19 protein-coding genes and 1 tRNA gene are annotated in these 18,382 nt (G+C 69.9%); 14 read left to right on the top strand and 6 right to left on the bottom strand.

The features are described 5' to 3' along the window. Window positions 1-2: 2 nt before the first annotated feature. Window positions 3-1,349 (bottom strand): nicotinate phosphoribosyltransferase, encoded by a 1,347-nt coding sequence (locus tag AB1K54_RS14890; protein WP_371203542.1) that lies wholly within the window; start codon window positions 1,347-1,349, stop codon window positions 3-5. A 62-nt stretch (window positions 1,350-1,411) separates the two neighbouring features. On the opposite strand from AB1K54_RS14890, the gene murI reads away from it, so the two are divergent. The 3 genes from murI to rdgB are packed head-to-tail and all read left to right on the top strand — an operon-like array spanning window position 1,412 to window position 3,587. Next, complete coding sequence (gene murI / locus AB1K54_RS14885; RefSeq protein WP_371203541.1) at window positions 1,412-2,239, top strand: glutamate racemase; 828 nt, start codon at window positions 1,412-1,414, stop codon at window positions 2,237-2,239. Then, window positions 2,236-2,982 (top strand): ribonuclease PH, encoded by a 747-nt coding sequence (gene rph, locus AB1K54_RS14880; protein WP_371203540.1) that lies wholly within the window; start codon window positions 2,236-2,238, stop codon window positions 2,980-2,982. Before murI ends, rph begins: the two co-directional genes overlap by 4 nt. Then, on the top strand, window positions 2,925-3,587 hold the full coding sequence (gene rdgB, locus AB1K54_RS14875) for an RdgB/HAM1 family non-canonical purine NTP pyrophosphatase (RefSeq protein WP_371203539.1): 663 nt from the start codon (window positions 2,925-2,927) through the stop codon (window positions 3,585-3,587). Before rph ends, rdgB begins: the two co-directional genes overlap by 58 nt. On the opposite strand, the gene AB1K54_RS14870 is transcribed toward rdgB, so the two are convergent. Continuing rightward, entirely contained in the window at window positions 3,584-4,234 is a 651-nt protein-coding gene (locus AB1K54_RS14870) for a TetR/AcrR family transcriptional regulator (protein WP_371203538.1), read from the bottom strand. The two genes, rdgB and AB1K54_RS14870, sit on opposite strands and share 4 nt — an antisense overlap. Window positions 4,235-4,327: 93 nt before the next feature. Between AB1K54_RS14870 and AB1K54_RS14865 the strand changes: the two genes are divergently transcribed. The 3 genes from AB1K54_RS14865 (at window position 4,328) to AB1K54_RS14855 (ending at window position 6,630) form a co-directional block, all read left to right on the top strand. After that, complete coding sequence (locus tag AB1K54_RS14865; protein ID WP_371203537.1) at window positions 4,328-4,912, top strand: hypothetical protein; 585 nt, start codon at window positions 4,328-4,330, stop codon at window positions 4,910-4,912. A 1-nt stretch (window position 4,913) separates the two neighbouring features. Beyond that, window positions 4,914-5,618, top strand: coding sequence for a DUF4386 domain-containing protein (locus AB1K54_RS14860; RefSeq protein ID WP_371203536.1), 705 nt, complete (start codon window positions 4,914-4,916; stop codon window positions 5,616-5,618). Window positions 5,619-5,709: 91 nt separating this feature from the next. Next, on the top strand, window positions 5,710-6,630 hold the full coding sequence (locus tag AB1K54_RS14855) for a cation diffusion facilitator family transporter (protein WP_371203535.1): 921 nt from the start codon (window positions 5,710-5,712) through the stop codon (window positions 6,628-6,630). A gap of 26 nt (window positions 6,631-6,656) precedes the next feature. Here AB1K54_RS14855 and AB1K54_RS14850 read toward each other — a convergent pair whose 3' ends face one another. Further along, the gene (locus AB1K54_RS14850; RefSeq protein WP_371203534.1) at window positions 6,657-7,070 is read right to left on the bottom strand and encodes a hypothetical protein; all 414 of its coding nucleotides are present in this window, start codon (window positions 7,068-7,070) and stop codon (window positions 6,657-6,659) included. Window positions 7,071-7,136: 66 nt separating this feature from the next. After that, entirely contained in the window at window positions 7,137-9,650 is a 2,514-nt protein-coding gene (locus AB1K54_RS14845; protein ID WP_371203533.1) for an ATP-dependent DNA ligase, read from the bottom strand. A 69-nt stretch (window positions 9,651-9,719) separates the two neighbouring features. Here AB1K54_RS14845 and AB1K54_RS14840 point away from each other — a divergent pair, with 69 nt between their 5' ends. Together AB1K54_RS14840 and AB1K54_RS14835 are read left to right on the top strand one after the other, a co-directional pair. Further along, window positions 9,720-10,628, top strand: coding sequence for a Ku protein (locus AB1K54_RS14840; protein WP_371203532.1), 909 nt, complete (start codon window positions 9,720-9,722; stop codon window positions 10,626-10,628). A gap of 371 nt (window positions 10,629-10,999) precedes the next feature. After that, window positions 11,000-11,254, top strand: coding sequence for a hypothetical protein (locus AB1K54_RS14835; protein WP_371203531.1), 255 nt, complete (start codon window positions 11,000-11,002; stop codon window positions 11,252-11,254). 175 nt (window positions 11,255-11,429) lie between these two features. Here the strand turns inward: AB1K54_RS14835 and AB1K54_RS14830 are convergent, their stop codons facing one another. Continuing rightward, window positions 11,430-12,203, bottom strand: coding sequence for a DedA family protein (locus tag AB1K54_RS14830; RefSeq protein ID WP_371203530.1), 774 nt, complete (start codon window positions 12,201-12,203; stop codon window positions 11,430-11,432). Window positions 12,204-12,630: 427 nt separating this feature from the next. On the opposite strand from AB1K54_RS14830, the gene AB1K54_RS14825 reads away from it, so the two are divergent. Then, complete coding sequence (locus AB1K54_RS14825; RefSeq protein WP_371203529.1) at window positions 12,631-13,485, top strand: tyrosine-type recombinase/integrase; 855 nt, start codon at window positions 12,631-12,633, stop codon at window positions 13,483-13,485. Between the two features lie 18 nt (window positions 13,486-13,503). On the opposite strand, the gene AB1K54_RS14820 is transcribed toward AB1K54_RS14825, so the two are convergent. Further along, window positions 13,504-13,585, bottom strand: a tRNA-Leu gene (locus tag AB1K54_RS14820). A 308-nt stretch (window positions 13,586-13,893) separates the two neighbouring features. Between AB1K54_RS14820 and AB1K54_RS14815 the strand changes: the two genes are divergently transcribed. From AB1K54_RS14815 to AB1K54_RS14795, 5 genes are all read left to right on the top strand, one after another. Next, window positions 13,894-15,135 (top strand): DUF6177 family protein, encoded by a 1,242-nt coding sequence (locus AB1K54_RS14815; RefSeq protein ID WP_371203528.1) that lies wholly within the window; start codon window positions 13,894-13,896, stop codon window positions 15,133-15,135. Next, window positions 15,125-15,283, top strand: coding sequence for a hypothetical protein (locus tag AB1K54_RS14810; RefSeq protein WP_371203527.1), 159 nt, complete (start codon window positions 15,125-15,127; stop codon window positions 15,281-15,283). Before AB1K54_RS14815 ends, AB1K54_RS14810 begins: the two co-directional genes overlap by 11 nt. Before the next feature lie 128 nt (window positions 15,284-15,411). After that, a complete protein-coding gene (locus tag AB1K54_RS14805) occupies window positions 15,412-15,765 on the top strand; it encodes a DUF6507 family protein (protein WP_371203526.1) in 354 nt (117 codons plus the stop codon). Then, window positions 15,762-17,750, top strand: a complete 1,989-nt coding sequence (locus AB1K54_RS14800) for a DNA/RNA non-specific endonuclease (protein WP_371203525.1) — start codon at window positions 15,762-15,764, stop codon at window positions 17,748-17,750. Before AB1K54_RS14805 ends, AB1K54_RS14800 begins: the two co-directional genes overlap by 4 nt. Continuing rightward, a complete protein-coding gene (locus AB1K54_RS14795; RefSeq protein WP_371203524.1) occupies window positions 17,750-18,202 on the top strand; it encodes a hypothetical protein in 453 nt (150 codons plus the stop codon). Before AB1K54_RS14800 ends, AB1K54_RS14795 begins: the two co-directional genes overlap by 1 nt. The last annotated feature ends 180 nt before the right edge of the window (window positions 18,203-18,382 follow it).

The following is an 18,382-nucleotide window of genomic DNA, read 5'->3' as shown; positions in this document are numbered from 1 at the left end:
CGCTACTGCGCGTCGACGAACACCGTCGGTATCGCGGGCTCCGAGCGGCTGAGCGCGAGCGCGCGCACCGGCAGCTCCTCGCGCACGCGGGCGTGGTGGGCTCGCGCCGCCTCGACGCCCGCGGGGCCGAGGTAGGCGGCATCCGGCTCGCCACGTGTGGCCAGCGTCACCTGCAGCGCCCTCGCGTCGGGGTGCGAGGCGGCGGTCGCGTCCGGCTCGAAGCCGTCCGACACGACCACGAGCTCGCGCGTGGCGGTGCCGGCGGCGAGTTCGCGGAACGCCGACTTGCGACCGCCGCGCGACGCCTTGTCGGCGGACGCCTTCGCGACGCCGACCCACGCGCCTGAGGCATCCTGTCTGGCGACCAGCTTGTAGACCATGCCGGCCGTCGGTGCCCCGGAGCCGGTGACGACCGACGTGCCCACGCCGTAAGAGTCGACGGGGGATGCCGCGAGCGCCGCGATCGCGAACTCGTCGAGGTCGCTCGTCACTGTGATCTTCGTGCCCGTCGCGCCGAGCTCGTCGAGCTGGGCGCGCACCTCGGCCGCGACGACCGGCAGGTCGCCGGAGTCGATGCGCACCCCGCCGAGTGAGGTGCCGGCGACGCGGATCGCCGTGGCCACCCCCTCACGGATGTCGTACGTGTCCACGAGGAGCGTCGTGCCCGTGCCGAGCGAGGCGACCTGCGAGCGGAAGGCGTCCTCCTCGGTGTCGTGCAGCAGCGTGTAGGCGTGGGCGGCGGTGCCCATCGTGGGGATGCCCCATTCGCGACCGGCCTCGAGGTTCGAGGTCGCCCCGAACCCCGCGATGTACGCCGCGCGGGCCGCGGCGACCGCCGAGCGCTCGGCGGCGCGCCGGGAGCCCATCTCGGCGAGCGGCCGGTCGCCGGCGGCCACGCTCATGCGCGCGGCCGCGGTCGCCACCGCCGAGTCGTGGTTGATCACGCTGAGGGCGAGGGTCTCGAGCACGACCGCCTCGGCGAACGTGCCCTCCACGGTGAGCACGGGGGAGCCCGGGAAGTACAGCTCGCCCTCGTGGTAGCCGGTGATCGTGCCGGTGAAGCGGTACGACGCGAGGAAGGCGAGGGTCGCGGCATCCACCACCCGCTCGTCGCGCAGGAATCGCAGCTCGTCGTCGCCGAAGCGGAAGTCGCGGATGAGGCCCAGCAGCCGTCCGGTGCCGGCGACCACGCCGAAGCGCCGTGCGCCGGGCAGGCGCCGCCCGAACAGCTCGAACACGCACCGGCGGTGCGCGGTGCCGTCGCGCAGGGCAGCCTGCAGCATCGTGAGCTCGTACCGGTCGGTCAGCAGGGCGGTGCTCGGGGCGAGGTCCCGGGGATCGGCGCTCATGCGCGCCAGCCTAGTGACGTCGGCCGGTCGGGCGTCAAGGCTCTGGCGTAGGCTGGTTGATCGTGAACGACGCGCCGATCGGAATCTTCGACTCTGGGGTCGGCGGTCTCACCGTCGCCCGTGCCGTCTCGGCGATGCTCCCGCGCGAGTCGCTGCTGTACATCGGCGACACCGCTCGCTCGCCGTATGGTCCGAAGCCGATCGCCGACGTGCGCCGCTATTCGCTCGAGGTGCTCGACACGCTCGTCGAGCAGGGCGTGAAGATGCTCGTGATCGCGTGCAACACGGCCTCCGCCGCGATGCTCCGAGACGCGCGCGAGCGCTACGACGTGCCGGTCGTCGAGGTGATCGGGCCCGCGGTGCGCACCGCGATGTCGACCACCCGCAGCGGCCGGGTCGGCGTGATCGGCACGGCCGGCACGATCGGCTCGGGCGCCTACCAGGACATGCTCGAGGTCAACGAGCGCCTCACGGTCTTCGCACAGGCGTGCCCGCGCTTCGTCGAGTTCGTCGAGGCCGGGGTCACCGGCACCCCCGAGGTGCTCGCCGTCGCCGAGGAGTACCTCTCGCCGCTGCGGCACGCGGGCGTCGACACCCTGGTGCTCGGCTGCACGCACTACCCGTTCCTCGAGGGCGCGATCAGCTACGTGATGGGCCCGGATGTCTCGCTCGTGTCGAGCGACACCGAGACGGCGAAGGACGTCTACCGTCAGCTGGTCTCCCGCGACCTGCTCGCCGGTCCGGATGCCGCGCCCCACCACGTCTACGAGGCGACCGGCGCTTCCGCCGACGAGTTCCTCGACCTTGCCCATCGCCTGATGGGACGCGAGGTCTCGGCCGTGCGTCTCGTGCAGACCGGCGCTATCGACATCCTGAAGGGATCTTCATGACCGACATCATCCGTGCCGACGGGCGCACCGCAGACCAGCTGCGCACCATCACGATCGAGCGGGGGTGGAGCGCGCAGGCCGAGGGGTCAGCGCTCATCTCGTTCGGCGGCACGAAGGTGCTGTGCACCGCCTCGTTCACGAACGGCGTGCCGCGCTGGCTCGTCGGCAAGGGCAAAGGCTGGGTGACCGCCGAGTACGCGATGCTTCCCCGCGCGACCAACACCCGCAACGACCGCGAGAGCATCAAGGGCCGCGTCGGCGGGCGCACGCACGAGATCTCGCGCCTGATCGGCCGCGCGCTGCGTGCGGTCGTCGACACGAAGGCCCTCGGCGAGAACACGATCGTCATCGACTGCGACGTGCTGCAGGCCGACGGCGGCACCCGCACCGCGGCGATCACGGGCGCCTACGTCGCGCTCGCCGACGCGATCGAGTGGGGTCGCGAGAAGAAGTTCATCGGGCAGCGCTCCACGCCGCTCATCGACTCGGTCGCCGCCGTGTCGGTCGGCATCATCGACGGCGAGCCGATGCTCGACCTCGCCTACGTCGAGGACGTGCGCGCCGAGACCGACATGAACGTCGTCGTGACCGGCCGCGGCCTCTTCGTCGAAGTGCAGGGCACGGCCGAGGGCGCGCCGTTCGACAAGCGCGAGCTCGACGCGCTGCTCGAGCTGGGACTGGCCGGATGCGCCGACCTGCGCGAGCACCAGCTCGCCGCCCTGACGCCGGCGGACCCGGCGTGACCGGCCGCATCGTCCTCGCCACGCACAACCCCCACAAGGTCGAGGAGTTCCAGGCGATCGTCGCCGCGACGCGCCCCGACCTCGAGGTGATCGGCTACGACGGCCCCGAGCCCGTCGAGGACGGCGTGACCTTCGCCGAGAACGCCCTCATCAAGGCGCGTGCGGCTGCCGCGCACACGGGTCTTCCCGCGCTCGCGGACGACTCCGGCATCTGCGTCGACGTGCTCGGCGGTGCGCCCGGCGTCTTCTCGGCGTACTGGGCGGGACATGCGAAGGATGCCTCCGCCAATCTGAGCCTGCTGCTCGACCAGCTCTCCGACATCCGTGACCCGCTTCGCACGGCGCAGTTCGTGTCGACGATCGCGCTCGTCGTTCCCGCCGCCGGCGATCAGGCAGAGCACGTCGTCGAGGGGCGCTGGACCGGACGGCTCGCGGCCGCCGCCTCAGGCGGGGGAGGGTTCGGCTACGACCCGATCTTCATTCCGGACGGGCAGCCCGCGGGCGCGGAGCGCACGGTCGGGGAGTGGTCGGTCGCCGAGAAGAACGCGGACTCCCATCGCGCTCGCGCGTTCGTCGCGCTCGCACCCCTGCTCGGGACGATCTAGCCGACGCGATTGGCCGCGATCCCGGCCAGGAGGTCGCCGAGCACGAGGTCATAGTGCTCCTCCGCGCCGAAGCGGAGCATTGCGACCGCGACCGCGGCCGTTCGAGGGAACCGCGCGTCGGGCTCACCGGCGATGCGGTCGAGGCTCGGTTGCGCTTCGGCGGCGCGTCGCGCGATCGCGAACGACGCCCAGCCGTAGTTCAGGGCGACGATGCCGCTGAAGAGGGCGACCGCGTGGTCGCCGCGCGCCCCGAGCCGATAGAGGATCTCGAGCGCCTGCTCGCCGATCGGGACGGCGTTCGGTCCTGGAGCGGGATGCGCGATGAGTCCCGGAACCGCCCAGGCGTGCGCGAGGAGAAGCTCGAGATGGCGCCGGGCGAAGCCGCGCAGGTCGGCCAACGGGTCGGCAGTCGGCGCGGCAGCCTCCATGCGCTCCAGCACGCGGTTGAGCAGAGCCTCCACGAGTTCCTCGCGGCTCGCGATGTAGCGGTAGAGGCTCATCGGCGACGATCCGAGTTCGTCGGCCACGGCGCGGATCGTGAGGCGGTCGAGTCCGTCTGACGCGACGCGCTCGGCGGCGTCGAGGACCGCCGGTGCGCTCAGCGAGTTGCGGGGGCGTCGGGTGCGGGCTGAGGGGGCGTCGGCCACTCGGGGGAGCCTTTCTCGAGGAGTTCTTGCGTACATCGTACGCTATACGATAACGTACAGCGTACACCAACCTCTCGAACCCTCGGAGTCAGCATGTCCCTGCTTCGCTGGCTGCCCACTTTCCTCGCCTTCCCGCTCGGGGGCCTGCTCGCGATGCTGCTGCTCGGCGGATCGCTCGATCCGCTGCGCGCGCTCGTCGCCGGAGCGGTGGTGGGCGCTATCGTGGGCGGCACGCAGTGGCTCGCCCTCGGCAGCCGCGCCGGATGGCGGTGGCTCGTCGCCACCGTGGTCGCGATGAGCGGTGCCAGCGCAGTCGCCTTCCTCGTCTTCGGCGCGCCGGTGACGCCCACGGCGGCCGTCCTCACCGGTCTGGTCACGGGGGCGGCGGTCGGCGCGGCACAGGGACTCGTCCTTCGTGCCGGCGTGCGCGCCGGCGTCGTCTGGGCGTTCGTCGTGGCCGGCTGCTGGGCAATCGGATGGCTCGTCACCTCTGCCGTGATCGTCGACATCGACCGCGGGCACGCCGTGTTCGGGTCGAGCGGCGCGGCCCTTGTCACCCTGGTGACCGGCGTGGTGCTGCGGATGCTCCTCGGTCGCCGTGCCACGCGCCGCACCGAGCGGGGGGCCGAGGCCCCGCAGGCGCCGACGGCCACCCCGGCACACGTGACAGGGGCGTGACGTGGAGCTCACCGCCACCGGCATCCTGCTGATCGTCCTGCCCGTCGCCTTCAACGTCGCCTTCGCCGCGCTCGCAGCGCGCTTCGACTACCCCGACATCCTGCGGCGCCCCACGAGCGAGGTTCTCGAGCGCTTCCGCGCCGGGGGCTCGGGGCTCGTCCTGCTGTGGTGGGCGTTCGCGCTGACCGCCGTGCTGCTCACGCCCGCCGCGGTGCTCGTCGGCGCAGCCTTCGCCGACGCGCCGGCTGCGCTCGTGGTCGCGGGGATCGTGATCGGCGTGCTCGCGTCGGTCACCCAGTTCCTCGGGCTCGTGCGGTGGCCGTTCCTGGTGCCGTTCCTTGCGCGGGCCGACGCCGAGTCCGAAGCGTCGCCTGCGCGCCGCGAGGCGGTCGACATCGTGTTCCAGGCGTTCCACCGCTACCTCGGCGTCGCGGTCGGAGAGCACCTCGGCTACCTCTTCACCGGCGCGTGGACCGTCCTGACCGGCGCGGCGATCCTGGCGACCTCCGCGGTGACGTGGTGGCTCGGGCTCGCGGCGATCGTCGTCGGCGCACTTCTCGTGGTGTGCTCGCTCGAGTTCGTCGGGCCGTACGAATCGCGCGGGTGGTCCTTCGCCGGCGCGCTCGTGCCGTGGGTCTACATCGCGTGGTCGGTGTGGCTCGTCGCGCTCGGGATCGGCTTTGTCGTGGCCGCGGCGGCGGGCTGACGCCGGATGACGGTGGCGGGTGAGAACAAGACTCATTCCCGACTGCCCGCGCCGAGCCCGCGCGGGCGGCACATCGGCCTAGCCTGGAGTCATGCACGATCACGCGCCGACGCCGGGAGGCGGCATCCGCGGTGCCGGCAGCCGGCGCCTGCTGGCGATGTCGCTCGCGATCACGACCGTCGTGATGGTCGTGCAGATCGTCGGCGCGGCGATTTCGGGATCCCTCGCGCTGCTGGCCGATGCGGCCCACATGTTCACGGATGCCGCGGCCCTTGTCATCGCCCTGATCGCGAGCATCGTGGCATCCCGCCCCGCAAACGACCGCCGCACCTTCGGGTATCAGCGCGCCGAGGTGCTCGGTGCGCTCGTGAACGGCGTGATCCTTATCGTGCTGGCGGGATGGGTCGGGTTCGAGGGCGTCCGCCGGCTGATCGAACCGGGCGAGGTCGAGGTCGCCGGCACCCTGATGCTCGTCGTCGCGGTCGTGGGACTCGTCGCGAACGGCGTCGCGATGTGGCTGCTGAGCGCCGCCCAGCGCACGAATCTCAACGTGCGGGGCGCGTACCTGGAGGTGCTCGGAGACCTGATCGGATCGGCGGCGGTGATCGTCGCGGCGATCGTCATCGTCACGACCGGGTGGACGCAGGTAGACGCGATCGCCTCGCTGTTCATCGCGGTGATGATCATCCCGCGCGCGGTCGGCCTGCTCCGCGAGGTCGTGTCGGTGCTCGCCGAGTCGGCGCCCAAGGGCACGCACGTCGCCGAGATCCGCGATCACATCCTGTCGACCGACGGGGTCGTCGACGTCCACGACGTGCACGTGTGGCAGCTCACGCGCGGGGCGCCGGTATTCACCGCGCACGTCGTGGTGGACGCCGCCGCGCTCGCCGACGGCCGCGCGTCCGGCATCCTGACGCGGCTGCAGTCGTGCCTGTCGAACCATTTCGACGTCGAGCACTCGACCTTCCAACTCGAGCCCGCCGGGCACGTCGAGCACGAGGCCCACGCGTAGCGCGGGCGGGCCGGGGCCGCGGGGCTTCAGTCCCGGGCGACGAGGTGCTCGCGCGACGCAGCGTCCTCCTCGGCACTGTCGCCGCGGCGACGCTCGGGGCGTCGAGTTGCGGATCTGGAACCACCGTATGGATCCAGGACCGTCCGTTCACTGTCGTAGGCATCGTCCGCCCGGATGAGAAGCACGAGGCCGTCGCCGCCTCTGTGATCGTCTCTCACCACGCCCGAGACGGCTTGCGCATCACCGATCCGTCCGTGCTCGTGGTGAAGACCGAACCACGGATGGCCCGTGCCGCTGCGGGCGCGCTCCCGCTCGCGCTCGATGCTGCCGCTCCACCTCGGTCCCGCGCCGATCGCGGTCGCGCTCGTTTTCGGATTGTTCCCGGGCGCGATCGGTTCCGCGCTGCCTGCGACACGCGCAAGCCGGATCGATCCGGCCATGGCTCTGCGCGGTTGGCTGTTCCGGCATGACGGTCGACAGTGTCTTCAGAACGGACCCGGAGAGGCTCAGTCCTCGCGCCGCACCTCGGCGGGCGACTTGTCGGGTCGGAGGCCCCGCCAGCGCGCCATCCGCAGGATGCCCGCGGGGGTGAACTCGGCGAACTCGACCTCGCCGACGAGCCGCGGCTGCACCCACAGGGCGTCGGCGGCATCCGCGGCGGGCACGCCGACGAATGGGTCGACGTCCCTGCGCAGCGGCGTCAGCACCTCGCTCAGCGTCGCGAGTGTCGAGTCCGAGAACCCCGACCCGACCCGCCCGGCGTAGCGAAGGACGTCGCCGTCCGGCACGCCGACCAGCAGCGACCCGATCTGGTGGGCGCGATTCCCCTTGCCGGGACGGATGCCGCCGATCACGACCTCCTGCGTGCGGGTGAGCTTGACCTTCAGCCAGTCCTCCGACCGGATGCCGCGCCGGTACGGTGACGCCGGGTTCTTGACGACGACGCCCTCCAGCCCGAACCGGCGGCTGGCGGCGAGCGCCTCGTCGACGTCGTCGAACACCGGTGGCACCGTGATGGCCGCGATCGCATCATGGGCGAGGGGTTCGAGAATCTGCCGACGTTCCGCGAGGGGGAGGGCCGCAGCATCCGTCGTCCCGTGTGTCAGCACGTCGAACAGGTAGTAGTGCACCGGCGTGCGCGCGGACTCGCGCTCGATCTCGCGGGGCTTGGCGAGGTTCATGCGCGACTGCAGGCGCGGAAAGCTGGGTCGCCCGTGTGCGTCCAGCGCCACGATCTCGCCGTCGACGAGCGCGGGCGTCGGCCCGAGACCCGCGTCGACGCGCGTGAGCTCGGGGTACTTCGCCGTGATGTCGTTGCCGCTGCGGGCGCGCAGGTGCAGGCGTTCGCCGTCCCAGAAGCCGAGCGCCCGCATGCCGTCCCATTTGACCTCGGCCCACGCGCCGCCGCCGGAGGACCAGCGGCGCGCCGCTTCGCGCGCGATGCCCGCCGTGGCCGACGTAGCGAGCATGGGCCGGAACTGCGCGGTCGGCGGGACGGGCGCAGCGGATGCCGCGGGGGCCTGGTTCTCGCCGTGCGGCGATGCCCCGGTGTCGGCGTCGCTGGGTCGCTGGTCGTCCTGCTCGCTCGCGAAGACCCGCTCGCCGTCCGGCTGGGGCCGCCCCGTGGCATCCGTCTTCATGCGGTGCAGCAGCCAGGAGGACTTCTCGCCCTCACCGGCGGTGCGGATGAGCGCGAGCCGCACGCGGCCGAGCGGACCGCCCGGCCGGCCCTCGAGCGTCGCGATGATCTCGTCGTCGCGCCATTTCTCGAGGTCGTAGGTTCCGTCGTCCCAGATCGTGACGCTGCCCCCGCCGTACTCGACGGCGGGGATCGTGCCCTCGAAGGTCGCGTAGTCCATCGGGTGATCCTCGGTCTGGATCGCGAGGTTGTTGCGCTTGTATGAGTGCGGCACCCCGCGTGGCACGGCCCAGCTGACGAGCACGCCGTCGTGCTCGAGACGGAAGTCCCAGTGCAGGGCGGTCGCGTGGTGCTCCTGGATCACGAACGTCGGCTTCTCAGTCGACGGCGCCTCGCCGAGGGGGTTCGAGGGAACCGGTTCGGGCGTGCGGCCGGCGCTGCGCTTGGCGATGTACGGCGCCAGGGGGCCGGCGTCGGCCTCGCGCCCGCCCGCGTGAAAGCCGAGCGCAGCCATCGGGTCGCCCGTGGTGGCGACGCGCTCCAGCACTTCGGTGAACGTCAGCTGGCGAAGGCCGGGTTCGACGAGCTCATCCCACGTGCGCGGAGCGGCCACCGTGGGGTGCGGGCGCCCGCGCAGCGAGTACGGCGCGATCGTCGTCTTCGAGCCGTTGTTCTGACTCCAGTCGATCAGCACCTTGCCGGGCCGCTCCGTCTTCTTCATGCTGCTGACGACGAGGTCGGAGTGGTCGGCCTCGATCGCGCGCGCCAGCTCGTTCGCGAGGGCGGATGCCGCCTCCGGCGTCTGCCCGGGCGGCAGCGCGGCATACAGGTGGATGCCCTTGCTGCCGCTGGTCACCGGGTAGGGTTCCAGGCCCATATCGTCGAGGATCGCGCGCGCCCACCCGGCGACGACGGCGCACTCGTCCAGGCCCGCGCCCGGCCCGGGGTCGAGGTCGAGTACGAGCCGGTCCGCGGGTCCGCGCGAGCCGTCGGGCGCGAAGCGCCACTGGGGGACGTGCAGCTCGAGGCTGGCGACCTGCGCCAGGTAGGCGAGCGTGGGCACGTCGCCGACGAGGGGATACTCCTTGGTTCCGGTGGAGTGCGGGATCGGCATCCGCTTGACCCATGACGGCGCACCCCGCTCGAGGTCCTTCGCGAAGAACACCGGGCCCGGATCGGCCTCGGTGCCGACGCCGTCAGGCCAGCGCTTGCGCGTCACCGGACGGCCGAGGACGTGCGGGATCAGCACCTCGGCGACGCGCGTGTAGTAGTCGATGACCTCGCCCTTGGTGGTGCCCGTTGCGGGGTAAAGCACCTTGTCGAGGTTCGTGACGCGCAGGCGGCGGCCGCCAATCGTGACCGTCTGCTCGCCGGGCGCCATGGGCACACAGTAGTGCGGCTGATCGCGCAAGGGGTGGCCGCGTGTCGCGGCCTGGTGTTCACTGGTGCGATGAGGTCGATCTGGAAGGGCGCGCTCACGTTCGGGCTGGTCAACGTGCCCGTCAAGGTGTACTCCGCCACCGAGGATCACGACGTGCCGCTGCACCAGGTGCACGCCAAGGACGGCGGGCGCATCCGCTATCAGCGCATCTGCGAGATCGACGGCGAAGTCGTGCCGTACCAAGACATCGACAAGGCCTACGACGACGGCGAGCGCACCGTCGTGCTGACCAAGGAGGACCTCGCCTCGCTCCCCGCCGAGCGCAGCCGTGAGATCGACGTCGTCGAGTTCGTGCCGACCGAGCAGGTAGACCTGCTGACCCTCGACCGCGCCTACTACCTCGAGCCCGACTCGGCGTCGCCGAAGGCCTACGTCCTCCTGCGCAAGACGCTCGAGCAGACCGACCGCACCGCGATCGTGCGGTTCTCGCTCCGGCAGAAGACGCGGCTCGCCGCGTTGCGTGTGCGCGGCGACGTGCTGGTGCTGCAGACGCTGCTGTGGGCCGACGAGGTGCGCGAGGCGGCGTTCCCGGCGCTCGATGAGCCGGTGCGCATCTCGGCGAAGGAGCTCGAGCTGTCGGCATCGCTCGTCGAGAGCTTCGCGAGCGACTTCGACCCGTCGCAGTTCGAAGACGAGTACCAGGCCGAGCTGCGCACGCTCGTGCAGGCGAAGATCGAGCAGGGCGACGCGCTCGACACGGCCGCGACGTTCGGCGACCACGAGGACGAAGACGCCGGCGGCGAGGTCATCGACCTGATGGCGGCGCTGCGGGCGAGCGTCGAGAAGTCGCGTGCGGCGCGCGAGGGCGGCGAGAGGGCGGCGTCGGGAAAGAAGGATGCCGCGGCCCCCGCGAAGAGCCGGGCCGAGGCATCCGCCAAGAAGGCGGCTCCAAAGAAGAAGCCGGCCAAGGCCTCCTGAGAACGTCCCGCGCATCGGGGTGGGGTGGACGGCGACATCGCCGAACGAGGAGCGCGCGTGACGTGGAGCATCGACCTGCCGGGTGCCCGGTCGGTGTGCAGCACGACCGATGCCCGCGCCGCGGAGCTCGACACGGTGGCGACCGACGCCGAGAAACGCCTTCGGTGAGGCTCAGGCGACCCTTGCACGAGCGTCCGAGACATACGCAGCGCTCGCCGAGGTGGCCGCGGATCCGCTGTTGATCCGGCTCGCGGGAATGCGGCGCATGGTGAACACGGTCACCGACACCAGGTCGCACGTCGTAGACCTCTACGAGTCCGGTGACCTCGACATGGCCGCCGACACGCAGCGATCGGCGGCGGAGGCCGACGATGAGGTTCTCGATGGGCAGGGCCGAGGCATCCGTCCCGCCAGCGGTCACCGTCGTCTCGGCGCAGACTCTGCATGCAGTGGTGGAGCATCCGGGGTGGCTCGAGCCGAGCGAGTACGACGGCGCCGACCTCGTCCTGTCTTTCCGCGAGGACTTCTCGGGATTCCGGCCGAATCTCGTCCTCACCGCGGTGGAGAGCAACGCGCCCCTCGTCGACGCGTCGATCGCCGCGGTGCTGGCCGCGCCGTCGTGGTGAACGGCGACGTCAGCGAGGCGCTGTTCGCGCACATCCTGACCGCGTGCGACACCGCATTCTCGGGCTGAGCCGGACGGGCCCGGCGCGACGTCGAGCGGAGCGCGTCGGGTTAGCTGTCAGTATTGCTCGCGCGGAGTGCGCTGGCCTAGCGCGGAGTGCGTGCGGGCCTCTTGGTTCAGGCCTTGGGCGCGTCGCCGGGCTCGCGGCCGCGGTCGAACACCTCGGGGTCCAGGACGAGTGCCTCGGCCTCGGCGTGGTCGGTCACGACGTCCTCGCCGGCCGCAGCCGCCTTCTTCGCCTTGCTGCGCTCGCGCAGATAGTGCCACAGCGTGACGGCGGCCGTTCCGCCGACGGCGAGCAGCAGGATGACGTCGATGTAGTTCTCGACGAATGTCGCAACCGGGGGGATGAAGCCGATCAGATAGCCGAACACCGTCAGACCGAAGCCCCACAGCAGCGCGCCGATGAAGTTGTACAGCGTGTACTTCCACTTGTTCATGTGCCCGATGCCGGCGGCGACGGGCGCGAACGTGCGGACGATCGGGACGAACCGGGCAAGGATCACCGTCAGGCCGCCGAAGCGCTCGAAGAACGCGTTGGTGCGTTCGACGTTCTTCACACTGAAGAGGCCCGATTCCTTGCGTTCGAAGACCGCGGGACCGCCCTTGTGGCCGATGAGGTAGCCGACCTCCCCGCCGATGAAGGCCGCCAGGCCGATCAGCAGTGCGACCCACCACACGCTGATGCCGAAGGCCCCGTGCGGCAGGGTCGGGCTGGTGTGCGAGAGCAGGCCAGAGATGACGAGCAGCGTGTCGCCGGGCAGGAGGAACCCGATCAGCAGGCCCGTCTCGGCGAACACGATGAAGCAGACGACGGCGAGTGCCCACGGACCAGCCCAGGCGATGATCGCGGCGGGGTCGAGCCAGGGGATGAGCGCGATGTGATGCACGAGGAGATTCCCGTCGGTCGTATGGTCGGCTGTCGCGGCCAAGACGGCTTCGCGTGCGGAAGGTGGGACTTGAACTCTCAACCCGGCCCCGGAATCACCCGAAATCCGCGTGATTCCGCGGGTGGAGGGTCCCGCAGGATTACGTCAAATTAGGTGTTTCTGGGGGTGAATGTGTCCAAAATGTGTCCACGAACCGCACCCTGATCCTAACCCCTGGGCGACCTCGCCAACCCGTCGATCGGGACCGCCCGCCCTACCCTATTTGAAGACCCGTCCCGGACGCCCCACTGCCTCCGAGGCGTTTCGCGTTGGCTAGGGGGCTGGGCGCGCGGCCTAGGAGCGTTTCGACTTCTTCGAGAGTTCGTGGCGCGTCTACGTCGAGCCGCGCTGGGGCGGCGTCCCCATCCGCTCCATACGCTCTTCCGACGTGGAGGTGTGGATCGCAGAGGTGGCGACGGGCGAGGCGGTGTCCGCGCACAAGTACGAGGCTGAGAAGGGTAAGCCGCGCTCGGCCACCACGGTCCTGCGCGCCGTCGGCGTGCTGGCGGGCATCCTCGACACCGCAGTGAAGCAGAACCGCCTCACGAAGAACCCGGCCCGCAATACCGACAACCTGCCACGCAAGAAGTCCAAGAAGCGGCACCGCTACCTCAGCCACATGGAGGTGGGGCGCCTGGCCGATGCCGCGGGCGCGCGTGGCCCGCTCGTGCTCACGCTCGCCTACCTGGGGTTGCGCTGGGGGGAGGCCACCGAGCTGCGCGTGGGCGACGTGAACCCGCTGCGACGGCGTGTGCATGTGGAGCGCTCTGCGACGGCGGTCAAGCGCGTCATCCAAATTGGCCCGGTCAAGAGTTGGGAGGACCGTATCGTGCCGCTCCCCTCCTTCCTGATGGAGGTGATCGCCGAGGCGTGCGTGAACAAGAGCGCCGACGCGCTCCTCTTCCCTGAGCCAGGCGCTACCAAGCACGCGGGCATCCCCGACCTGCGCGACGATCGCAACGGGTGGTGGACGCTCGCCGTGCGCGAAGCGGGCCTGGACCGACTCACCCCGCACGACCTCCGCCACACCTGCGCGTCGCTCGCCGTGTCCGCCGGGGCGAACGTGAAGGCCCTCCAGCGGATGCTTGGACACAAGTCTGCGGCCATGACATTGGACATCTACGCGGACCTCTTTGATGACGACTTGGATCAGGTTGCGGGAGTGCTGGATCAGGCCCGATCCGATGCGCTTGTGTCCAAGAAGTGTCCACCGGAGGAGTCCGGCAAGGCTGTGCCCGCGTAATTCCGGGCCAAAACAGCGTGCGGAAGGTGGGACTTGAACCCACACGCCCGGAGGCACAGGAACCTAAATCCTGCGTGTCTGCCAGTTTCACCACTCCCGCGAGTAGATTCAGTCTACTGACCCCGCCGGGTGGCGGAGAGGGAGGATAACCCCCCGTTCCTGGGCGGCGAGGCGGTGCGCGGGTCTCCGTCGACAACTCCGGGGCCAGGTTCCCCGTTGCGACCGTCTTCTCGGAAACCGTGATCGACGGTGGCGGCGTCTTCGAGTCGGAGTTCTCGGTCCCCGTTCTCCCGGTTCGAAAGGATCATCATGGAGTTCGCACCTGCCCACTTCTCTCGCGAGGGGCGCTATTGGCTCGGCTGTGGATAACTTTCGGATGCCTCGGTGCGGTCTTGCGAGGATTCTCGTGTGACTTCCGCCGCTGCCCCCGCCGTGGTCGTGGAGCGTGTCCGGGAGCGGCTGCGCGCCGAGCGCGCCGACCCCGCGCGCGATCCAGAGTTCGCGGCGCAGATCGCTCGGGCAGAGGTCAGGCGGCACAACGACTTCGCCCTTGCGCGGGGGCTTGCCACCGTCGACGACGAGACGGCGTGCGTGCGCGATGTCTTGGCGACGGTCGCCTGCGGTGTGACATCGTGGTCCGGTACGGCGGCGTCGATGACGCCGGCTGATCGTAATCACGGCGGACGGACTCATCCGCTGACGCGTGCGCGATGGGGAAACACGGCGCTGACCTGGTCGGGCGCCACCGTGGCGCAGTTGACGCGGGGACGCAGCGACTGGGTTGCGTCAGTTCTGCGCGACGGACTTCGACCGTTCCTGATCACCCCACCCTCGTCGCGCGTATCGGTCGGCATGCTGACAGCGCTGCGGGCCACGCGCGGCGACTGGTTGATGGATGACGGTTCTCGGCTGAGGCGACTCAACGGCGACCCCGTCAAGCTTCCAGATCGATGGAACCCGCTCGACCCGGCTGCCGTGTCGGGTGGGTCGCCTCAGTACGACGGCTGGACGGGCCGCGTGCTGGACGCTGCGCAGATTTCTGTGTCTGTTCACCATCGGGCGGACGCCGGCGCCGTGATCGGCCGACCGGTCGAGGCGGTGCTGGGCGAAGATGCAGGCTGGGGGCTGTCCGAGCCCGTCACGCGCGCGTGGGATTCGCGTGCGCTGACGGAGGTGGCCCGCCGCAGGGTGCCTCGTCCGACGAGGTTCTTCGCTCGGTCAGAAGCTGGCGGCGCGGCCGGATTGGTTCGGAGGACCGATTCGGGCGTGTTCGAGGAGTGGAAGTTCGTTCTCCCGAGCGCTTCCGCACCAGACGCGGTGGCAGCGTTGCGTGTTATCGCCACGCGGCAAGACGTTCTCCTGGGCACCGCGTGGGCGTGCGCGGCGGGCGACGACGCCAGCGTCGGGCCAGAGCTCGCTGCAGGCCTGCGGCCACTCGCCGCGGTGGTGGGGCCGCGCGCACTGCGCCGTTCACCGTGGAGCCCGGACCCGCAGATCGCACAGGTCGAATGGGTCGGCAGTCGGCCGCGGATGCGCACACTGCTCGTAGATACGACCGCATCCAGCGACGCCGACTTGGCCATGTTGCTGCGCGGGGTCGACCCGGACTTGCTCGCCCGAGGACTTGGAGCCACGCCAGATGCCGAGTGAACACCTCATTCGCACCGCGTCACCGCTGGGCCTGGGTCAACTGGTGCTCGCTGCCGCAACGGTCGACGAAGCGCTGGTGGTGGTCGCCGCCGGCGGCCCGAGCGTCACGATCTCTACCGGCGAGGGCGAGGAACTCCTGCTGTTCTGACCATCTTTGCCCGACGAGCTCAGCGGCGGAACCTGGGTTGCGGAGGCTTACGAACTGTCCACCGACGCGCGGACCGGGTTGATTATCGAGGCACTTCGCGTCGTAGGCTCGGTGGCGCAGGAGGTGTGATGTCTTCGTGGTCGATTGATCCGGCCGGCGTGCTGCGCATACTCACTCGGGTGGAGACCGAGCAAGAGTCGCTGCTAAGGGCCGCCGCCGGGGTGGGTGATGCGTTCGAGACGTTCGCCGGCGCGACGGGGACGCTCCTCGTGGGCGCTGCTGGCGACCTGAGCACGGCTCTGATCGAGAACTCGGCGCTCATGGTGCAAGCGAACAGCCGCATCACCGCGTGCGCTGCTGGTGCTTCCTCCGCGACCGCCGCGTACGTGGCCGGTGACGAGGAGATGGCCGCCACCACGATCTCCACTGCCCTCGGCTGCGCCGCCACGGGAGATCTCGGGCCACTGGGCCTCCAGCCGTGAGTCTCGCGCAGATCGACCCCGAGGCGATCCCTGGAGCCGACATCGACTGCGGCAGCATCGAAGACGCCGGCACCAAGCTGTGCACCACCGCGAGCAGCATCGAGGTCGCCTCCGCCCGAGTTCAGGAATCCTGGCAACCACTGTCGGCGGTCTTCAACGCACCGGAGGCGCCCGCATTACTGGCGGCGATCATTCCGGCCGGTACCGACGCGACGACCTACGCGGCGCTGCTGAAAGGGTTCGGCGAAGCCGCGCGCACTCTCGCCGCCGACGTAAGGCCCCATGTCGAAGCGCTCAAGATCGTCCGCGCCGACGCCCGGGACTTCGTCGACGCTGTCTCAGGCGGCGTGACCGTCTGGCCGTGGGAGTCAGGGCACCCCGTTCTGGCGGACGGTCCGGTCGCTGCCGCGTGGAGGGGACAGCTGGGACCGACCACCATCCCGTGGCAAAACCACGGACCATCCGTGGACGTCAACACCGAACTGCTCAACCGGGTTAACACCGCTGTCGCCGCAATCCTCACTGCAGGCGGCGCGTTCCAGAGCAGTGTCCGCAAGCACATCCAACTGTGCCTTGCGCCGGTGGAACCAGTCACCGCTGATCAGCTCAACGCGACATCGGGCCTGCCGTGGGGTGAAGCCGGGCCGAAGGCCACCACGTGCAATGAAGGGTTCTGGGGTGGCATGGGCAATGCCGCCGGCGAGGCAATCAGCGGCTTGTGGGTCATGACGGCTGGCTGGTTGTACGACCCCGACGCCGCCGGTGCCGCCTGGACCGTTCTCGGCGAGGGTTTGGGCGCGTTGGGCATCGGGCTCATACGCACCCCTGGGCTCGTGGTTGTCAACGCACAAGGCTGGGACGGTGCGGAAGACACTCTCGATCCTGGGTACTACTCGTGGCTGCTCGAGACGCAGGAGTGGACTGTCCCGCGGCTGAACGCCCTCGCGGACGGGTTCGTCGGCTCCGAGGAAGAGTGGAACACCAACGGGGCTCAGGCAACAGGCAGCCTTGTCTTCAACATCGCCACGCTGCTGTTGCCCGTCAAGGGCGGGTCCGCACTTCTCAAGTCGGGCGCGGTGGGGTCCGTCGCCGAGCGCCTCGGCCTGAGCAGTCGGGTGGTGGAGTCGCTGACGCAGCCGATCAAATCGGCTGCCGGTGCCGTCGGGTCCGGCAGCGTCAAAGTCGGCGACGCAATGCGGGAATTGGCGACCACAGTCCGCCAGGCAACGGGCACCAGCGTCGACAACCTGCTCGCCCGCACGCAGGCCGCCGTCGATGACCTCTCTACGCGGCTGGGCGTCGCACAGCCCGCGTTCGGCGGGATCGGGCAGATCGATGGGTTTGCGCAGCGCGTGGACCCGTCCGGACACGTCGACCTCACGCCAGCGCGAATGGACTCCGTGGCTCCGGTGATCGACAGCCCGCGCCTGGATTTGGACCTTGGCGGGCAGGGCGGTCGTTTCGGTCCCGACGCGCCGGCGCCGTGGCAGCCGGCTTCGGTCGCCGAAGTGATCGGCGACCAGCCAGTGGTTCGGGACGGCTCGCACCTGCGCGCGGACGGCTCCCTCGAGCCCAACGTGTGGTACCAGACCGGTGAGCACGAGTACCTCTACCACACCGACGCCAACGGTCACATTGACCGCTGGATCACCGACGACCTGCAGCTCAAGACCCACGACGGCCGCCTCGACCATGACTCGGCCACGCCTGGCAAGCTTCCCGGCGACCATGCCGGCCACTTAGCTGCGGACCGTTTCGGCGGCTCCCCGAAGCTCGACAATCTCGTCAGTCAGCTGTCCACTGTTAACCTCGGCGAGTACCGCAGGCTCGAGAATCAGTGGGCCGCAGCTCTGGTGTCGGACCCGCCGGTTAGGGTGTCGGTGGACGTGAGGATCGTCACCGATCCGAGCACCGGCCGTCCCACGCGATTCAACGTGATCTCCGAAGTGGGCGGTCGCCGAATGGACAGGTTGCTGCTGAACTGATGGGAAAAGACATCGCGATGAGCGAACAAGCGATCCTCCACGATCTCGTCTCCTCCTGGGTGTCGCTGGGCCTTGAGTTCGCGGCCGGCGCCCCCGGCGTGTCGGCGCTGTACATCTACGTCTCCTCGGAAAGAGGGTCGATCTTCGCGAACGTGTATTACGAGCAAGACGGCATCGTGACCTTTCCCGACGACCTCGTTGGCGCGAAGACGTCTTCGGAGCGAGTTGGGCAGTTGCACGACTTTCAGTTCGAGGACTTGCTCCGCGCTGAACGCCAGTTCGCTGAGGAGAACGTGCCCGCGCCGACCGAGTACAAGATCTACTACGAGCCCGCCACGAGGAAGCTGGACGTACAGCTTTCGAGGGATCTCATCTACGCGAACGACCTGGACAAGATTCCTGAGCGCGGGATCGAGTACTGGCTCGGTGACCGCGCTCCCAAGCTGTTCTGACGACCGCACGAGACGGATGGTCCAAGCAATTGGTGCACGTCTCGGAGCTAGGGTGCGATCGTGTGACCGTCGGTGCAGACACGAGCGCGCGCGCCTTGCTGTCCGAGCCACCCGGTACCGTGATCATCGACGTGCTCGTCGCGTCAGATGCAACCGGCCGACCGACGCTCTTCGAGGTCA

This window comes from Microbacterium sp. BWT-B31 (genome assembly GCF_041379855.1).
Lineage (GTDB): Bacteria > Actinomycetota > Actinomycetes > Actinomycetales > Microbacteriaceae > Microbacterium.
This window is presented reverse-complemented; position numbering and strand designations above follow the sequence as displayed.

Coding starts and splice junctions, on each gene's coding strand:
- AB1K54_RS14890 (WP_371203542.1), bottom strand. CDS start 1,349: ATGAGCGCCGATCCCCGGGACCTCGCCCCGAGCACCGCCCTGCTGACC.
- rph (WP_371203540.1), top strand. CDS start 2,236: ATGACCGACATCATCCGTGCCGACGGGCGCACCGCAGACCAGCTGCGC.
- rdgB (WP_371203539.1), top strand. CDS start 2,925: ATGCGCCGACCTGCGCGAGCACCAGCTCGCCGCCCTGACGCCGGCGGA.
- AB1K54_RS14865 (WP_371203537.1), top strand. CDS start 4,328: ATGTCCCTGCTTCGCTGGCTGCCCACTTTCCTCGCCTTCCCGCTCGGG.
- AB1K54_RS14855 (WP_371203535.1), top strand. CDS start 5,710: ATGCACGATCACGCGCCGACGCCGGGAGGCGGCATCCGCGGTGCCGGC.
- AB1K54_RS14850 (WP_371203534.1), bottom strand. CDS start 7,070: ATGGCCGGATCGATCCGGCTTGCGCGTGTCGCAGGCAGCGCGGAACCG.
- AB1K54_RS14845 (WP_371203533.1), bottom strand. CDS start 9,650: ATGGCGCCCGGCGAGCAGACGGTCACGATTGGCGGCCGCCGCCTGCGC.
- AB1K54_RS14840 (WP_371203532.1), top strand. CDS start 9,720: ATGAGGTCGATCTGGAAGGGCGCGCTCACGTTCGGGCTGGTCAACGTG.
- AB1K54_RS14835 (WP_371203531.1), top strand. CDS start 11,000: ATGAGGTTCTCGATGGGCAGGGCCGAGGCATCCGTCCCGCCAGCGGTC.
- AB1K54_RS14810 (WP_371203527.1), top strand. CDS start 15,125: ATGCCGAGTGAACACCTCATTCGCACCGCGTCACCGCTGGGCCTGGGT.
- AB1K54_RS14805 (WP_371203526.1), top strand. CDS start 15,412: ATGTCTTCGTGGTCGATTGATCCGGCCGGCGTGCTGCGCATACTCACT.
- AB1K54_RS14795 (WP_371203524.1), top strand. CDS start 17,750: ATGGGAAAAGACATCGCGATGAGCGAACAAGCGATCCTCCACGATCTC.